The following is a 16,206-nucleotide window of genomic DNA, read 5'->3' as shown; positions in this document are numbered from 1 at the left end:
ATGGCGCTGAGAGCCCCCACGAGCAGCATGGCGAGGAACACCATCGGTCCTGCGAGGCGAAAGGCCTTGGGCAACACGGCCACAGACCAGATACCCACGGCTACCATGGCGAGCAGGTGGTCCAATCCCATGAAGGGATGGGCCAGCCCGGCGGCAAAACCTTCCGTGCCGTGCCCCGTGTGCGCCTGTGCAGAGGCTGTGGTGAGCAGCAGGGCCGCAGCGCCCAGTGACTGCAGAAAGTTACTTTTTTTCATCTTAAATGTCTCCTTAAAAAGCGGGGCTTTCCAGCCCGGGCAGTCAGCGCATGAGTTATGCGGTTTGGTTTTCATGGGTGCGCAATCTGCGGCATAAAAGCCAGTTCCAGTCCCAACGACGTGGCTGTCAGTTAGCAGTACTTGTGAAATGCCATGGCGGCGCATCCCCTCGTAAAAAGTTTCCATCGTGAAATGTCTCCAGTTGTTTTCTTGATCCATTCCGACTACTTTGCTGCCCAAAGCATTCGGGGTCTAGGTCCTGCTTCCATGCACAGGGCTAGCAGGTAATGCATTTAACGCACCAACATGTACCTGACTGCGGGAAGACCCTTGTTAGCCGTTTTAAGAGTTTGTTTTTGTTGGTTAAATTTGACCGTCGAAAACCGGGCTACTGGGCCATAGACATATTCATGGAAGGTCAGTTTGCGGTTGAGAGTGACTTTCGGAAGATGTTCGTCCATGGAGCGGGCTAATGACTTGCAACACCTGGCGTCATAAATTTACTGTGCAGGGTTGTTGGATCCATTCACTCATTGCTATCCTTCATTCACAAAATTCAAATTTGGTGCGCATGAAATTTTCAACCGCCGATATAGGGGTCGATTTGTTTTCGTTGTCAAAAGTGACGGTAGGAGAACGAGCACTGGCGTAGGGGTGGCCTGGTAAGGAACTGGCAAAAAACAACTTCCCGGAATAGGAATGTTCCTCGGCGCGTGGGATGATCAAGACTGTTGAGAAAAAGGCGGGGATTTGCAGAGTGACGGGCTATAGAAAAGACATAGAGTTGAAGATGAGACGGTTGTTTGCAACGCTGTCGAGGAAAGACCATCGTCGCTATGCGGCGATTGAGGTTTTGAAGCTGGAGCACGGCGGACTCGAATACATCTGTGTGCTGTTCAAAATAGATGCCAAGACCGTGCGCCAAGGACTCACTGAGTTGGACTTGGAAGAAGACCCCGCAGCCAGCCGGGTTCGAAAAAAGGGGGTGGACGCAAAAGTCTGATTGAGCGCAGTGCGACGCTGGAGGAGAACTTCCACAAAATTTTGGCGGAATTCTCAGCGGGCGATCCGATGCGTGAAGGCGTCTTGTGGACCAAATTATCCAGGCGTGAGATCAGCAGGCGATTAGCGCAGATGGGCACACCAGCGAGTCGGCACGTTGTGCGCAAACTGCTCAAGAAGAGCCATCTGGGCCAGCGCAAAGCCTGCAAGAAAAGTCCATGGGTACGCACCCGGACCGCAATGCGCAGTTTGAAAACATCGCCAGCCTCAAAGCGCTGTACCTGCAGCAGGGCGCTCCAGTGATCAGCATCGACACCAAAAAGAAGGAGCTGATCGGCAATTTCTCACCGGAAGGCAAAACCTTCACGCTGGTTCAGGTACACACGCTGGATCACGACTTCCCCAGTGCGGGAGTTGGCAAACTGATTCCGCATGGTCTGTATGACGTGGCACGCAACGAGGGGTACATGCACCTCAACACCAGCGTGAACACCAGCGAGTTTTGCTGCGACAGCATCGCGCACTGGTGGACCAAGCATGGCATGCATCAATACCCCAACTATTTTCCAATCCAGGTATGAGCCTGAAGGACTGTGCAGCGGGTAACTTCTTCTTAGTGGCTTGACCCGGTTAAAACTGGAAGTTTAAGGTGTCCGGATTTGGGCTTGGTTTTATTCTCTATCGGCCCCTGCCAGGCCGCCGGAGGCACCCCTGGCGCTCGGATTTTTCAAGGCAATTGAGCACTCTGCTTTGCCAAGTCAGCTCTGTCTCTTTTGCTGCGGTTTGTTGAACATCGCAAACAAATCGGTCTTGGCTTTTGCATCTCCTGTGCGGCCTGCAAGTCGGTCTTCTCGTTGGCTTTGGACGGCAAACTGTCGAGCGTGGTGTCGCTTTTAAAGGTCACCAACCCCGCCTCGTTGAGCAACACCAAGCACTCCAGCGGGGTCTTGGCGTCACGGTGTTTGTAGACCTTTTTGATCTTGCCTTTATCGCTCACCACCTCCGTGGCAAACAGGCACGGACGATGCAAATTGAGCCACTCGTTGAACACCTCCTGATAGAACGTATTGATGGGCTTGGCGTACTTTTGTGGGGTGTGGCGGAAGCCCATGTGCTTCCTGACGACACTGGTATTCTTGCTCTCCGCCAAGGCGTTGTCGTTGCTGTTACGTGAGCGTGACTTGGTCTGCTCGATACGCAGTTTTTCCAGCATCTTGGCCACTTTGTGGTTGACGTACTCGCTGCCGTTGTCCGAGTGGAAGCCCTCGATCTGGAAGGGGAACTGGTCGATCACCATCGCCAGTACCGGCAGCAAAAAGGCCTCGCTGATGCCCTGCACGCAAGCCTGCACCTGCCACTGGCTGACCGCATCGACACAGGTGATGTGGTAGACCCCTTTGACTCCGTCCAGGTCTCCTTGGTGCACGCTATCAATTCGCACCCAGCCCGCACGCCCATGGGGCCTGGGTGCCTTGCGTACGCCGATGGGATTGCACGCAGTGCGCGTCTTGGTGAAGTGGATTCGCAGGGCCCGGTAGCCCCCGCTTTTGCGCAGGTTGTACAGGTGCGATACCGACAGCCCGGACAGGCGCTCGTAGCGCTGGTCGCCATAGACGCAGAAGGCACGCTGCAACAGGTGCACGATGGCCGGACCGCACACATCTTCGTTGGCCCGGTCCATCTCCACCAGCAGCTCAATGTCGGCGCCGGTGTACTTGCGTGCAAAGGGCACTGTAGGCCTGCCGTAGCGCTTGGCCAGCGGCACCGTGGCCAGCCGGTTGGACTCCCATCGCCCGACCAAGCGGGTGACCTGGGAGCGGCTGTAGCCGCTGGTGCACCGAAGATAGGCCAGCACCACGCCGCGGTCGCCTTGCCCAGATTTGGGTACGCCAAACGTTTAAGCACGCGGCTGATGTGCTCGTAGCGCTGCTGGTCGCCTTCGCCCGGCGCGCCTGTGAATTTGATCTCCTGGGTTGCGTCCAAAAACTCCTGCAATTGCGTAACGGTGCGCAGCTTTGCCTCATCCATGTTGATCACCATCCTTGGATGATCAAGCCTCCAGTTCCACCCCAAGATCCCCGCTCAGGCTCATTTCCGGGTGGAAATACGCGTCCCCTTCAGGCTCACACCTCATTGGACAAGGCTGAGACTTGCTCAACCGACTCTACCAAGATACTGTGTTTCAAGTGCAAACTCATGGCAGGGCTATGCTGCTTAGCTTCCTCGTGTCATTTCAGGAGTGAAGCGGGGCTTCGAAGTGCGAACAAGCGCTCAGTGCTCGCGCGGCCCCGGTCAGAATCAGTCGGTATTGGTGGGTGTTTACGATCAACGTCAATGACCGCTTTGGTTCCCTTCGATGAACTGCGCTGCGCTGCGCCCGCGTGGGTGTGCGGAGTGGCACGCTCAGGCCAGACTCGCCTAAGCGCTGCTCGTGGGGCACGCGTGGACTCGTAATCAACACTTGGAAGGGAAGCATGTCGACAGGAGTCATGTTCGGACAGGTTGCGGTGGTGCTCGGCGTCACGCTTGGTGGCATATGGGGCGCCACACAATGGGCAGCGGCAGCACTTGGCTACCAGAGCCGACTCGGTCTGCCCTGGTTCGACCTGTTCGGCATCCCGATCTATCACCCATGGCGCCTGTTCGAGTGGTGGTACTTCTTCGACGCCTATGCACCTGGCGTGTTCCTGCGCGGTGGCATCATCGCAGCTTCCAGCGGACTACTCGCAACCGGTGCTGCCATCACGATGGCGGTCTGGCGCTCACGTATTATGAAGCGGGTTACGACTTACGGTTCAGCCCGCTGGGCAGATGCTGAAGAGATTCGAGCGGCGGGCCTGACCCAACCTGCCGGCGTGTTTCTTGGGAGGTTACGAACCAAGGAAAGTGACTATCTTCGCCACGACGGCCCCGAGCATGTCATGGCCTTCGCTCCCACGCGCTCGGGCAAGGGTGTTGGTCTGGTGGTGCCGACACTTCTCTCTTGGCCCGGTTCCGCCGTCATTCACGACATCAAAGGCGAGAACTGGACACTCACTGCCGGATGGCGCTCACGTTTTTCGCACTGCCTGCTGTTCAATCCCACCGATGCACGCTCTGCTGCTTATAACCCGTTGCTCGAAGTGCGGCGCGGCATGCATGAAGTGCGTGACGTGCAAAACATCGCTGACATTCTGGTGGACCCTGAAGGCGCGCTGGAGCGGCGCAACCATTGGGAGAAGACTTCGCATGCCCTGCTGGTCGGTGCGATCCTGCACGTGCTCTACGCCGGTGACGACAAGACGTTGCGCGGCGTCGCCAACTTCCTGTCTGACCCAGCCAACCCATTCGAGATCACGCTGCACCGGATGATGACGACGCGGCACCTGGGCGATGTCACACATCCGGTGGTTGCTTCAGCGGCACGCGAAGTGCTTAACAAAAGCGACAACGAGCGTTCGGGCGTTCTCTCGACGGCCATGAGCTTCCTGGGCCTGTATCGTGACCCCACTGTGGCCGAAGTCACGTCGCGCTGCGACTGGCGCATTGCCGATCTCATTTCAGCGGAGCACCCGGTATCTCTGTACCTCGTGGTGCCGCCCTCCGACATCAGTCGCACCAAGCCATTGATCCGGTTGATCCTCAACCAGATTGGCCGGCGGCTCACTGAATCACTTGATGGCTCTGACGGCATTGCACGCAAACACAAACTGCTGCTAATGCTCGACGAGTTCCCGGCGCTGGGTCGCCTGGACTTCTTCGAGTCAGCCTTGGCCTTCATGGCCGGCTACGGCTTGCGCGCCTTTCTGATTGCGCAGTCCCTGAACCAGATCGACAAGGCTTACGGCCAGAACCATTCGATTCTGGACAACTGTCACGTTCGCATTGCGTTCGCAACCAATGATGAACGCACCGCCAAGCGGATCTCCGAAGCCCTGGGCACCGCCACTGAACTGCGAGCGCAACGCAACTACGCCGGGCATCGGCTGGCCCCATGGCTCGGGCACCTGATGGTGTCGCGGCAGGAAACTGCACGCCCCTTGCTGACACCGGGCGAGGTGATGCAATTGCCGCCCGATGAAGAGGTGGTGATGGTGTCGGGGCACGCGCCGATCAAGGCCGCAAAGCTGCGCTACTACCAGGACCGGAATTTTATGGTTCGGATGCTGGCACCGCCGGTGTTGGCGCTGGACGGCTATGCAGACAAACCCATGGCGCGACCAGACGACTGGAGTGGAATGGCGTTACCTGCAATGTCCGAGGCCTTGACTGCAAACCCGTCAGGTGGCTTTGCAGATGAAGGCGGCCATCAGCTCAAGTCTGAATTGAACGTTGCGTTTGATGCGCCCACCACTATGGACATTGATGACCTGCTGGTGCTGGACGACGAGGATGACATGTCACTGCAACCGCAGAGCCTGATACGGGATAGGCGGGATGGACGAGAGATAGGGGATCCAGACCAAAGAATGCAGCGCACCGCGCGGTTCGCAGCATTGGACCCGGATGACGGGATTGCTCTATGAGCCGGACCCGTCTCAATATTTTCATCGAGCCGGATCACGCGAAGCGGCTGGACCAGCTCGCCGCGCACAAGGGTGTGTCGAAGTCGGCAGTGATTGCGGCGGCACTGGCATCGTTCCTTTCGCCCGATGCAGCCGACCAGCGCGAGGCGGCCATGGGCAAACGGCTGGATCGCCTCTCGCGCCAGTTCGACCGGCTGGAGCGGGACCAAGGCATCTTGATCGAAACGGTGGCGCTTTACATCCGCTACTTCCTGACGGTCTCGCTGCCCGTACCCGAAGGCCAGCAGGATGCTGCCCGTGCGCAGGGCCGTGCCCGTTACGCCCAGTTCATCGAACAACTCGCCCGCCACATCCAGCGCGGGCGCAGCTTGGTCCGCGAAGTCCATGAAGAGGTCGCGCCAGATGACCTGACTCCACAGGCCACCACACCATAACACAAGGAAGGGGAGGACTCCAATGATTCGCAAGCCTGACAAAGACACTGTGGGCAGTGAGAACCGCAGTGAAGGTGACGGCAGCGGTGGCAGTGCTGCCATCTCCCTGGAGCGTCGTATCCGCATGCTGCGCACGGCCATGGGGCCGGAGATTGCGGCCGCACTGGAAGACCCGGAAGTTGTGGAAGTGCTGCTGAACCCGGACGGTACCCTGTGGCTGGACCGGCTGGGTTCAGGCCGCGCCCCGACCGGCACGACCCTGCCACCAGCCGTGGCCGAGCGGATCATCCGCCTGGTGGCAGCGCACGTGCGGGCCGAGGTGAATGCCGGGGCACCCATCCTGTCGGCCGAATTGCCCGAGACCGGGGAGCGTTTCCTGGGGGTATTGCCCCCTGTGGTGCGCGCACCCTCGTTTGCAATCCGAAAGCGGGCGCTGCGCATCATGACGTTGAACCACTATGTGGCCGACGGCATCCTGACCGAGGCGCAGGCCGGGTTTCTTCGTGCTGCCGTGCGCGAGCGGCTCAACATCGTCGTATGTGGCGGCACCAGCACCGGCAAGACCACGCTGGCCAATGCGCTGCTGGATGAGATCGCCGATACCGGCGACCGGGTCATGATCCTCGAAGACACGGTGGAGTTGCAATGCCGATCCGATGACCATGTCTGCATGCGCACCGAGCCGGGTGTCAGCACCATGGCTGACCTGGTACGGGCCACCCTGCGGCTGCGACCTGACCGTGTGGTGGTCGGTGAAGTCCGGGGCGGAGAGGCGCTGGACCTGATCAAGATATGGGGCACTGGACACCCTGGCGGCATTGCCACCGTGCACGCCGGTTCCGCCCATGGCGCCCTGGTCCGGCTGGAGCAACTGATTCAGGAAGTCTCCGTCACGGTTCCCCGCGCGCTGATTGCCGAGGCGGTCAACGTCATTGTCTTCATCGCCGGGCGAGGCCAGCATCGGCGTGTTCAGGAAATTGCCCGTGTCGTCAGCTTCGACAGTCATGGCTACCAGCTCAGCACCGATCTGATGCCTGCGTTCCCTTCCATCCCATCACCCAATCCACCCACCACCGGAGAACCGCTATGACGACTTCACGCATTTACGTAAAACCGGTCCTTCAGGCCGCCGCCATCACGGCGCTGCTGCTGGCTATCGCCATTCCTGCCCATGCCGCAGGTTCAAACATGCCGTGGGAAGCACCGCTGCAGTCCATCCTCGAATCGGTGCAAGGACCGGTGGCCCGAATCGTGGCGGTGATCATCATCATCGCCACGGGCCTGACGCTGGCGTTTGGCGACAGCAGCGGGGGTTTTCGGAAGCTGGTGCAGATTGTGTTCGGGCTGTCGATTGCCTTTGCGGCGTCTTCGTTCTTCTTGACCTTCTTCAGCTTCTCGGGTGGGGCGGTGCTGGCATGAACGCTACCACGACTAACGCACCGAGCTTCGCCAGTGGTTTTGAGATTCCGCTGCACCGGTCACTGACCGAGCCCATTCTGCTGGGTGGTGCGCCGCGTACCGTGGCGATTGCCAACGGCACGCTGGCCGCTGCGGTTGGACTGGGCTTGCAGCTCTGGTTGCCAGGTATCGCGTTGTGGGTCATCGGCCATTCGCTGGCGGTCTGGGGCGCACACCTAGACCCGCAGTTCATGCAGGTCTTCGCGCGGCACATCAAGCACCGCGTGCTGCTGGACGTGTGAGGCAAGCCATGGACAAAACACCATGATGCACCTCGCTGAATACCGCAAGCGTCCGGCCTTGCTGGCCGACTGGCTTCCCTGGGCCGGGCTGGTCGCACCGGGTGTCGTGCTGAACAAGGATGGTTCGTTCCAGCGCACGGCACGGTTTCGGGGACCGGACCTGGACAGCGCGACGCCGGGTGAGCTGGTCGCAACCTCCGCGCGGCTTAACAATGCGTTGCGGCGATTGGGGTCGGGTTGGGCACTGTTTGTCGAGGCTGAACGGCGCGAAGCAGCTGATTACCCCGAGTCTTCTTTTCCGGAGCCGCTGTCCTGGCTGGTCGATGAAGAACGCCGGGCGGCCTTTGAGGAAGCTGACAGTCACTTCGAGAGTGCCTACTATCTGACGCTGCTGTACCTGTCGCGGGAGGAGTCTGAGGCCCGTGCCGCCAAGCTGCTGTACGAGAACACCAGAGCCGAGGGCGTGGACTGGCCCAACTGGAACGGACGGCTGGAAAGATTCGTATCCGAGACCGAACGTTTCTTCGGCCTACTCGAAGGGGTGATGCCGGAGATCACCTGGCTGGACGATGGCCAGACGCTGACCTACTTGCATGGCTGTGTATCCACGCGCCGACATCCGGTGGCTGTGCCCGAGGTACCCATGCATCTTGATGCGTGGTTGGCTGATGAACCGCTGACGGGCGGGCTGGCGCCGATGCTGGGAGCGCAGCACCTGCGTGTGCTCTCGGTGCGTGGCTTTCCGACTTCGACCTGGCCCGGCCTGCTGGATGACTTGAACCGTTTGGGCTTTGCTTACCGCTGGAGCACGCGCTTCCTGTGCCTGGACAAGGCCGAGGCCGAGAAAGAACTGACGCGTTTGCGCCGGCAGTGGTTCGCCAAGCGCAAGAACATCGTGGCGCTCTTGCGTGAGACCATCTTCCAGCGGGAAAGTCCATTGGTCGATTCCGATGCTTCCAACAAAGCGACGGACGCTGATGCAGCCTTGCAGGAGCTGGGTAGCGATCAGGTGTCGTTTGGGTATGTGACGGCCACAGTGACGGTGTTGGATGCTGATGCCACGGTGGCAGACGAGAAGTTGCGCGCGGTGGAGCGGACGATACAGGGCCGGGGGTTTGTGACGATCCCGGAAACCCTGAATGCGGTGGATGCCTGGCTATCGTCGATTCCGGGACATGCCTACGCCAACGTGCGCCAGCCCGTTGTTTCGACCTTGAACCTGGCCCACATGATGCCGGTGTCCGCTGTCTGGGCCGGGCAGGAGCGCAACGCGCACCTGGACGGGCCACCGCTGATCGTGACGCGCACCGATGGTGCGACACCGTTCCGGTTGGTCACGCACATTGGCGACGTGGGCAATACGCTGGTGGTCGGCCCCATCGGCATGGGCAAGTCCGTGCTGTTAGCCACGTTAGCCATGCAGTTCCGTCGTTATGCCGGTTCGCGCATCCTGGCTTTCGATATGGGTCGCTCCATCCGCGCCACCATCCTGGGGCTGGGTGGGGAGCATTACGACCTCGGCAACGACGGAGGGGCGGAGGGCGCCATTTCCTTCCAACCGCTGGCGCGTATTGACCAGGACGGTTATCGAGCCTGGGCAGCGGAATGGATCGCAGGGCGTTTGATGCATGAAGGCGTTACCGTCGGACCGGCTGAGAAGGATGCGGTGTGGTCGGCTTTGAACAGCCTAGCCAGTGCGCCGGTCAATCAGCGCACCATGACGGGTTTGTCGGTGCTGTTGCAGTCCAACGCCTTGCGCCAGGCCCTGCAGCCCTATGTGCTGGGCGGCGCGCATGGCAAGCTGCTGGATGCGGACTCGGACCGTCTTGGTTCTGCCGACGTGCAGGGCTTCGAGATGGAAGAGTTGATGCACAGCAAGGCCGCGATGCTGGCCGTACTGGGTTACCTGTTCGCGCGTTTTGAGGAACGCTTCGATGGGGCGCCGACGCTCTTGATTCTGGACGAAGCCTGGCTTTTCCTGGATGACCCGGTGTTTGCGTCCCGCATCCGCCAGTGGTTAAAGACCTTGCGCAAGAAGAATGTGTCGGTGATCTTCGCCACGCAGTCGCTGGCGGACATCAAGGATTCGGCCATCGCCCCGGCCATCATTGAAAGCTGTGCCAGTCGCATCTTCCTGCCCAACCCGCAGGCGACCGAGCCGCAGATTCGCGTCATCTATGAAGGCTTCGGGCTCAACAGCCGGCAGATCGACATCGTCGCGCAGGCGCAGCCCAAACGGGACTACTACTACCAGTCGCGGCTGGGCAACCGGGTCTTTGACTTGGGACTTGGGCCGGTGGCACTGGCGTTTGCTGGTGCGGCCAAGCCGGAAGACCAGCGTGCCATGGGCGCGGTGTCGGCATCCGTCCCGCCTGCGGACTTCGCAGCTGCCTGGCTGCGCCATCGCGGCCTCGACTGGGCTGCGGACCTGATTCCTTCCTTTTCACCGTTCCCGTCCTCACCGTCAACTCATCAGGAGAAATTGCCATGAAGAAGACTTTGCTGGTCGTTGCCACGGCTTTGCTTGTGACCATAGTGCCAACTGCACAGGCTCAGTGGGTTGTGTTCGATCCTTCCAACTATTCCCAGAACATCCTGACCGCCGCGCGCACGCTGGAGCAGATCAACAACCAGATCCGGCAGTTGCAGAACGAAGCGCAGATGTTGATGAACCAGGCGCGCAACCTGACGGGTCTGGATTTCAGCGCATTGGCCGAATTGCGGTCCGCGTTGTCCGCAACGAACCAGCTGATTCATCAGGCGCAGGGTATGGCGTTCAACGTGTCGCAGATGGAAGGGGAGTTTTCACGGCTGTACCCGAATGCGTATTCCGCATCTTCCTCGGGTGGTCAGATGGCGCTGGATGCACGCCAGCGATGGCGTAACTCGTTGGAGGCGTTGCGCACCGCAACCCAGGTGCAGTCGCAGGCGGTGCAGAACTTCAGGTCCGACGAGCAAACGCTGACGGATCTGGTGAATCGCAGTCAGTCAGCCGTCGGTGCGCTGCAGGCCACACAGGCGACCAATCAATTGCTGGCCTTGCAGGCCCGCCAGGCGATTCAGGCGCAACAGCTTCAGATCACGCAGGACCGTGCGACTGCCTTGGAGCAGGCGCGGCAGGTGGCGGTGCAGGAACGGGCGCGCGAGGTGCGTCGGCGGTTTCAGGGGGAGGGCACGCCTTACACACCGTACACGGTCAACTTTTACAGCAATTGAGGGGATCACCATGAAACAGCTTTTGATCATTGCCTTTGCGGTTTCGATATCGCTCATAGCGGGCTGCGGCAAATCGGCACCGACCGATACGGTCGAATCACTGGTCGCGAATCCTGAACGCCTGAAGGAACTTCGCGCCCAGTGCAAGGCTGACCACGCCAAGGTGGGGGATGCCGTCTGTGGGGCGGTGTCCGAGGCCACGCGTCGCCGCTTCATGGGCACGGGGACGCCCTATACGCCCTACGTGTCCCCAGCAGCGCCGCAACCTGCTACGCCCGCCGTTTCCTCACCGAAGGACTGACTGTCATGAACGACCTGTCGGTCATCGACCGCTTCCTGGATGTCTTCTCGCGCTACATCGATTCGGGCTTTGGCTTGTTGCATGGCGAGGTGGCGTTCCTGACCGCCACGCTGGTCGGGATCGACATGACGCTGGCGGGCCTGTTCTGGGCCATGAGCCATGCCAGTGGGGGCGGTGATGACGTGATCGCCAAGCTGGTCAAGAAGGTGCTGTATGTCGGGGCCTTTGCTTTCATCATCGGCAACTTCAACAACCTGGCAGGGATCGTGTTCCGCTCCTTTGCTGGACTCGGACTGGTGGCATCTGGTTCTTCTATGACCCAGGCGCAGTTGCTGCAGCCAGGACGGCTCGCGCAAGCCGGTGTGGATGCGGGGCGGCCCATCATGGCGCAGATCAGCGACCTGACCGGATTTCCTGAGGTGTTCGCCAATCTTGATGTCATCAGCGTGCTGTTTCTGGCCTGGTTGGTGGTGATCGTGAGCTTCTTCGTGCTGGCGGTTCAGCTGTTTGTGACGTTGATCGAGTTCAAGCTGACGACGCTGGCGGGCTTTGTGCTGGTGCCCTTTGCTCTGTGGAACAAGACGGCGTTTCTGGCCGAGCGGGTGCTGGGTAACGTGGTGTCTTCCGGGATCAAGGTGCTGGTGCTGGCCGTGATTGTCGGTATTGGCTCTGGCTTGTTTGCGGAGTTCCAGACGCCACCGGGGACGGAGCCCTCCATTGACCATGCACTGGTCATCATGTTGGCTTCGCTCACGCTGCTGGGTTTGGGGATTTTCGGTCCCGGTATTGCGACCGGACTGGTATCGGGCGCGCCGCAGTTGGGGGCGGGTGCTGCGGTCGGAACGGTGCTGGGTGCTGCGGGCCTGGCTGTGGCGGGTGGTGCAGCGATTGCTACGGGCGGTGCCGCCGTAGCCGCTGGTGCGCGCATGGCGCCGGGGGCGGCACGTGCGACCGTTGGGGGTGGTGCCAGTGCCGCCCGCTCGGCGAGCGCGATGGCTGCTGGTGCGAAGTCCGCCTACCAGGCGGGTTCTGCCGCATCAGGCGGTGGCGGTGTTCGTGCTGCGGGGGCGGGCCTGGCCAATGTGGCGAAGAGTGGTGCCAAGGCTGTCAAGGACCGTGTCGCATCGGAGTTTGCCGGGGCGGCTGCACCGGGTTCAACCGCAGGTGCCGCAACTGGCACTGGCACAGGCGCAATGAGCGCCGACACCCCACCCCTTGCACCCGCTTGGACGAAACGTCTGCAACGCAACCAACGTCTTTCGCATGGTGTTTCTACTGCCGCACACACCCTGCGCTCAGGTGACCACGGCGGGGGCGGAGCCAGTCCGAGCTTGCGCGACGCCTCGAACCATTAAGGAGATCACTTCATGTTATTCAAACGACCCCAGGTGCGTTACTCGGACACGCCCGAGCCCGTCACCCCGTACCAGGCTGCAGCGCAAGTCTGGGATAACCGCATCGGCAGCGCGCGCGTGCAGGCCAAGAACTGGCGGCTGATGGCCTTTGGGTGCTTGTCTCTCGCTTTGCTGATGGCAGGTGGATTGGTCTGGCGTTCGGCACAGTCAATCGTGACCCCCTACGTCGTCGAGGTGGACAGCGCAGGGCAGGTGAGGGCAGTCGGTGAAGCGGCCACGCCGTACAAACCGAATGATGCGCAGATTGCCTATCACCTGGCGCGCTTTCTCACCGACGTTCGTTCGCTGTCGATTGATCCCATCGTGGTGCGGCAGAACTGGCTCGAAGCCTATGAGTACACCACGGACAAGGGCGCGGCCACGCTGAACGATTACGCGCGTTCCAACGACCCGTTTGCCCGCATCGGGCAGAACTCTGTTTCGGTGGAAGTGACTAGCGTGGTTCGGGCCAGTGAATCCTCGTTCCAGATGCGCTGGATCGAGCGCAGCTATGCGAATGGTGCGCCTACGGGCACCGAACGCTGGACGGCAGTGGTGTCGGTGGTGCTACAACCACCGCGCACCGAAGAGCGCTTGCGACGCAATCCACTGGGTATTTATGTCAACGGCCTGTCCTGGAGCCGTGAACTCGAAGCGACACAAGGAGTAAAACCATGAAATCACTGATCCGTAGTTACGCTTTATCGGTGATCATGATCGCTACCCTGGCGACCATCACCGGCTGCGCCACACAAGGCAAGCCGCCGCCAGTGATCTCACTGGATGAACCCGTTGCTGCGCACCTGCTGCCGGAGGTGCCGAAACCTATCGAGGTGGTGACGCTGCCTGAACCGCTGCCATTGCCGGCACAGTTGAAACCGCTGCCGGTGGAAGCGGACGCGAAAATCCCACCGGAAGCTGTTGACGAGAAGGTTCGTGTCTCGCGAGCCAATCTGGAAGCACGTGTGGCACCGAGCCGTGAGGGTTACGTCAATGCCATCCAGGTCTGGCCCTATGCCGATGGCGCGCTGTACCAGGTCTATACGAGCCCGGGCCGGGTTACCGTCGTCGCGCTGCAAGAGGGCGAGGAACTGGTGACCGTTTCGGCAGGGGACACGGTGCGCTGGGTGGTTGGCGATACGGCTAGTGGTGCAGGTGCCAGTTTGCGCGTGACCGTTCTCGTCAAACCCACCCGCACCGGGTTGAAGACCAATCTGGTCATCACCACGAACCGGCGCATGTACCTGCTGGAGCTGTCTTCAACGCCGCAGGCGTGGATGGCTTCGGTGTCCTGGGATTACCCGAAGGACCGGATGCTGGCCTTGCAGAAGCAGGCGCAGATGGCTCAAGCCGTGGCGCCGGTCGATTCTGGCTTGTCGCTGGAGCAGATCAAGTTCCGCTATGCAATCACCGGCGACAGCCCGCCGTGGAAACCGCTGCGCGCCTTCGATGATGGGCAGCGGGTGTACATCCAGTTTCCTGGCGGTATTGCGCAGGGCGAGCTGCCGCCTCTGTTCGTGATTGGGCCCCAGGGCGATGGCCAGCTCGTCAACTATCGCTTCCGCTCACCCTACTACGTGGTGGACCGCCTGTTTGGTGCTGCTGAACTGCGATTAGGGGCAGATAAGGCCCAAGTGGTGCGTATCGAGCGCACCGATGGGATTGGCAACACGGCGCGGAGGAACTGAGCATGAGTACGCCCGCCACACCGCAGGCTGACACGCCGTTGCCCCCAAAGGTTGATCCGGACACCATGACCCTGCGTGCCCCACCGCGTCCAGTGGTGCGGCTGAACCGGCGCATGCTGGCGTTCGGTGCGGGCACGCTGGCCGCTGCCGTGCTCGGAGGTACCTTGTGGTCGCTGCAATCGCACAAGCGAGAGCGCAACCCGGCGACCGAGTTGTACAACGTGGATCGCGTCTCCCGCGCCGAGAGTCTTGAGCAGTTGCCCAAGGACTATTCGAAGATACCGGTGCCGGCTAAACCCGCCATACCTGTTTTGGGCGAACCACTGCCGGGTGATTTGGGGCCTGCCATCGTCAGTGCCGAGCGCCAGCGCCAGGCGAATGTATCGGCTGCGTACAACGATCCAGCGCATGCTGATCGTTTGACGCGACTTCGTGACGCGGAGGAAGCGGCGCGCTCTACGGTGTTTTTTAGGGGCAGTGGCAATGGCACCAAGTCGGCGGCCGCTGTGAGCACGGCTTTAGCAGGTAGTCCATCGGCACCAGTGTCGGGCAACCAGCCATTCAATCCGATGGGAGCGACGACCGCCACCGCGCAGCCAATCGACCCGACCGCTGCGCAGAACCGGCAGGAACAAAAGGCAGCCTTTGTTGCGAATGCGGGTGACACGGCTACGCGCAATCTGGCCGGCCTGCAGATGCCTGTCTCGCCTTACCAGGTGATGGCGGGGACTGTCATTCCGGCCGCGCTGGTGACGGGTATCAACTCTGACTTGCCGGGGCAGGTGATCGCCAATGTCACTGAGGCGGTTTATGACACGGCCACGGGGCGCTACTTGCTGATTCCGCAAGGGTCAAGATTGATTGGTCGCTATGACAGTCAGGTGTCATTTGGGCAGAGACGGGTGCTGCTGGTGTGGACGCGGTTGATCCTGCCGGACACGTCTTCGATTGCGCTGGATCGGCTGCCAGGCATTGACCCGGCGGGTTATGCCGGACTGGAGGATGGTGTTGATTGGCACTGGGATCGGATTCTTGCGGGTGCGGCGCTGTCTACGCTGCTGGGCGTGGGCGCTGAGCTGGCGGCACCGAATCGCGGCGGGAGTGATGGCAAGGTGATTGTCGCTGTGCGCCAGGGTGCGCAGGACACGGTGAACCAGGTTGGGCAGGAGATGACCAAGCGCAACATGAGTATTCAGCCGACGCTGACGATTCGGCCTGGATTTCCGATGCGGGTGATGGTTAGCAAGGATTTGGTTTTGCGGCCGTATCAGCCTTTGTTCTTTGTGCGTGGGTCTTCGCAATGAGTACGTCTGCCGGCAAGCTTCGGTTGGGGCCGCTACCCAGGCACGAAACGGTGAAGTTGACCATTGTGCTGACGACGGCATTGAAGGCTGATTTGGAGCGCTATGCCACTCTGCACGCGCAGGCCTACGGCGAGCCGGTCGATGCCGTCACGTTGATCCCGCATATGCTGGAATCGTTCATCGCACGAGACCGAGCATTCAAGAAGCAGCATGCCGCCGGGCCAGATGCCTCGACTCGAAGACTAGCTACCAAAGGCTCAACTGGCGCAATCGGAGTTGACGTGCTGCCTGAAGGAGGGACAAAAAAATAGGCCCTTCCATCGCTGGAAGGGCCTGTGGTGGTGCCCGGGGCCGGAATCGAACCGGCACGCCTTGCGGCGGGGGATTTTCTTACCACTTCGGCTTTCG

The 16,206-nt window shown here is 60.7% G+C and carries 16 protein-coding genes and 1 pseudogene; 15 read left to right on the top strand and 2 right to left on the bottom strand.

Going from position 1 to position 16,206, the window contains the following annotated elements; translation table 11 throughout:
* A partial coding sequence (locus Q8L50_RS18600; protein ID WP_305350115.1) for a HupE/UreJ family protein occupies positions 1-254 on the bottom strand: 254 nt, incomplete at its 3' end.
* A gap of 718 nt (positions 255-972) precedes the next feature.
* Between Q8L50_RS18600 and Q8L50_RS18595 the strand changes: the two genes are divergently transcribed.
* Both Q8L50_RS18595 and Q8L50_RS18590 read left to right on the top strand, forming a co-directional pair.
* Positions 973-1,257, top strand: coding sequence for a hypothetical protein (locus tag Q8L50_RS18595; protein ID WP_305350114.1), 285 nt, complete (start codon positions 973-975; stop codon positions 1,255-1,257).
* Positions 1,258-1,325: 68 nt separating this feature from the next.
* Positions 1,326-1,837, top strand: a pseudogene (locus Q8L50_RS18590) (hypothetical protein).
* Positions 1,838-1,983: 146 nt separating this feature from the next.
* Here Q8L50_RS18590 and Q8L50_RS18585 read toward each other — a convergent pair.
* Complete coding sequence (locus Q8L50_RS18585; RefSeq protein ID WP_305350113.1) at positions 1,984-3,114, bottom strand: DDE-type integrase/transposase/recombinase; 1,131 nt, start codon at positions 3,112-3,114, stop codon at positions 1,984-1,986.
* 616 nt (positions 3,115-3,730) lie between these two features.
* On the opposite strand from Q8L50_RS18585, the gene Q8L50_RS18580 reads away from it, so the two are divergent.
* The 13 genes from Q8L50_RS18580 (at position 3,731) to Q8L50_RS18520 (ending at position 16,109) form a co-directional block, all read left to right on the top strand.
* Positions 3,731-5,761, top strand: coding sequence for a conjugal transfer protein TraG (locus Q8L50_RS18580; protein WP_305350112.1), 2,031 nt, complete (start codon positions 3,731-3,733; stop codon positions 5,759-5,761).
* Positions 5,758-6,195 carry a CopG family transcriptional regulator gene (locus Q8L50_RS18575; RefSeq protein WP_305350111.1) on the top strand — a complete coding sequence of 146 codons (438 nt, stop codon included), beginning with the start codon at positions 5,758-5,760 and terminating at the stop codon, positions 6,193-6,195. The genes Q8L50_RS18580 and Q8L50_RS18575 overlap by 4 nt, the downstream gene beginning before the upstream one ends.
* A 124-nt stretch (positions 6,196-6,319) precedes the next feature.
* Positions 6,320-7,285, top strand: a complete 966-nt coding sequence (gene trbB, locus Q8L50_RS18570) for a P-type conjugative transfer ATPase TrbB (RefSeq protein WP_305350123.1) — start codon at positions 6,320-6,322, stop codon at positions 7,283-7,285.
* Entirely contained in the window at positions 7,282-7,614 is a 333-nt protein-coding gene (locus Q8L50_RS18565) for a TrbC/VirB2 family protein (protein WP_305350110.1), read from the top strand. The genes trbB and Q8L50_RS18565 overlap by 4 nt, the downstream gene beginning before the upstream one ends.
* Positions 7,611-7,895, top strand: coding sequence for a VirB3 family type IV secretion system protein (locus Q8L50_RS18560; RefSeq protein ID WP_305350109.1), 285 nt, complete (start codon positions 7,611-7,613; stop codon positions 7,893-7,895). Before Q8L50_RS18565 ends, Q8L50_RS18560 begins: the two co-directional genes overlap by 4 nt.
* A 22-nt stretch (positions 7,896-7,917) precedes the next feature.
* The gene (trbE, locus tag Q8L50_RS18555; RefSeq protein WP_305350108.1) at positions 7,918-10,386 is read left to right on the top strand and encodes a conjugal transfer protein TrbE; all 2,469 of its coding nucleotides are present in this window, start codon (positions 7,918-7,920) and stop codon (positions 10,384-10,386) included.
* Positions 10,383-11,111 carry a P-type conjugative transfer protein TrbJ gene (gene trbJ, locus Q8L50_RS18550; protein WP_305350107.1) on the top strand — a complete coding sequence of 243 codons (729 nt, stop codon included), beginning with the start codon at positions 10,383-10,385 and terminating at the stop codon, positions 11,109-11,111. The genes trbE and trbJ overlap by 4 nt, the downstream gene beginning before the upstream one ends.
* Positions 11,112-11,121: 10 nt before the next feature.
* Entirely contained in the window at positions 11,122-11,412 is a 291-nt protein-coding gene (locus Q8L50_RS18545) for an EexN family lipoprotein (RefSeq protein WP_305350106.1), read from the top strand.
* Positions 11,413-11,417: 5 nt separating this feature from the next.
* Positions 11,418-12,767 carry a P-type conjugative transfer protein TrbL gene (gene trbL / locus Q8L50_RS18540; RefSeq protein WP_305350105.1) on the top strand — a complete coding sequence of 450 codons (1,350 nt, stop codon included), beginning with the start codon at positions 11,418-11,420 and terminating at the stop codon, positions 12,765-12,767.
* Positions 12,768-12,779: 12 nt separating this feature from the next.
* Positions 12,780-13,484, top strand: coding sequence for a conjugal transfer protein TrbF (gene trbF / locus Q8L50_RS18535; protein ID WP_305350104.1), 705 nt, complete (start codon positions 12,780-12,782; stop codon positions 13,482-13,484).
* Positions 13,481-14,494, top strand: coding sequence for a P-type conjugative transfer protein TrbG (gene trbG / locus Q8L50_RS18530; RefSeq protein ID WP_305350103.1), 1,014 nt, complete (start codon positions 13,481-13,483; stop codon positions 14,492-14,494). Before trbF ends, trbG begins: the two co-directional genes overlap by 4 nt.
* A gap of 2 nt (positions 14,495-14,496) precedes the next feature.
* Complete coding sequence (locus tag Q8L50_RS18525) at positions 14,497-15,798, top strand: TrbI/VirB10 family protein (protein ID WP_305350102.1); 1,302 nt, start codon at positions 14,497-14,499, stop codon at positions 15,796-15,798.
* On the top strand, positions 15,795-16,109 hold the full coding sequence (locus Q8L50_RS18520) for a DUF2274 domain-containing protein (protein ID WP_305350101.1): 315 nt from the start codon (positions 15,795-15,797) through the stop codon (positions 16,107-16,109). Before Q8L50_RS18525 ends, Q8L50_RS18520 begins: the two co-directional genes overlap by 4 nt.
* Positions 16,110-16,206 lie beyond the last annotated feature (97 nt).

This window comes from Polaromonas sp. (genome assembly GCF_030680935.1).
In the GTDB taxonomy this organism is placed as follows: Bacteria; Pseudomonadota; Gammaproteobacteria; order Burkholderiales; family Burkholderiaceae_C; genus Polaromonas.
The sequence above is the reverse complement of the archived record's forward strand: the minus strand, read 5'-3'. Positions and strand labels throughout refer to the sequence as shown.

Bases quoted from the DNA above. Each gene is read 5' to 3' on its own strand.
- Q8L50_RS18595 (WP_305350114.1), top strand. From the start codon at position 973: ATGATCAAGACTGTTGAGAAAAAGGCGGGGATTTGCAGAGTGACGGGC.
- Q8L50_RS18580 (WP_305350112.1), top strand. From the start codon at position 3,731: ATGTCGACAGGAGTCATGTTCGGACAGGTTGCGGTGGTGCTCGGCGTC.
- Q8L50_RS18575 (WP_305350111.1), top strand. From the start codon at position 5,758: ATGAGCCGGACCCGTCTCAATATTTTCATCGAGCCGGATCACGCGAAG.
- trbB (WP_305350123.1), top strand. From the start codon at position 6,320: ATGCTGCGCACGGCCATGGGGCCGGAGATTGCGGCCGCACTGGAAGAC.
- Q8L50_RS18565 (WP_305350110.1), top strand. From the start codon at position 7,282: ATGACGACTTCACGCATTTACGTAAAACCGGTCCTTCAGGCCGCCGCC.
- Q8L50_RS18560 (WP_305350109.1), top strand. From the start codon at position 7,611: ATGAACGCTACCACGACTAACGCACCGAGCTTCGCCAGTGGTTTTGAG.
- trbE (WP_305350108.1), top strand. From the start codon at position 7,918: ATGATGCACCTCGCTGAATACCGCAAGCGTCCGGCCTTGCTGGCCGAC.
- trbJ (WP_305350107.1), top strand. From the start codon at position 10,383: ATGAAGAAGACTTTGCTGGTCGTTGCCACGGCTTTGCTTGTGACCATA.
- Q8L50_RS18545 (WP_305350106.1), top strand. From the start codon at position 11,122: ATGAAACAGCTTTTGATCATTGCCTTTGCGGTTTCGATATCGCTCATA.
- trbL (WP_305350105.1), top strand. From the start codon at position 11,418: ATGAACGACCTGTCGGTCATCGACCGCTTCCTGGATGTCTTCTCGCGC.
- trbF (WP_305350104.1), top strand. From the start codon at position 12,780: ATGTTATTCAAACGACCCCAGGTGCGTTACTCGGACACGCCCGAGCCC.
- trbG (WP_305350103.1), top strand. From the start codon at position 13,481: ATGAAATCACTGATCCGTAGTTACGCTTTATCGGTGATCATGATCGCT.
- Q8L50_RS18525 (WP_305350102.1), top strand. From the start codon at position 14,497: ATGAGTACGCCCGCCACACCGCAGGCTGACACGCCGTTGCCCCCAAAG.
- Q8L50_RS18520 (WP_305350101.1), top strand. From the start codon at position 15,795: ATGAGTACGTCTGCCGGCAAGCTTCGGTTGGGGCCGCTACCCAGGCAC.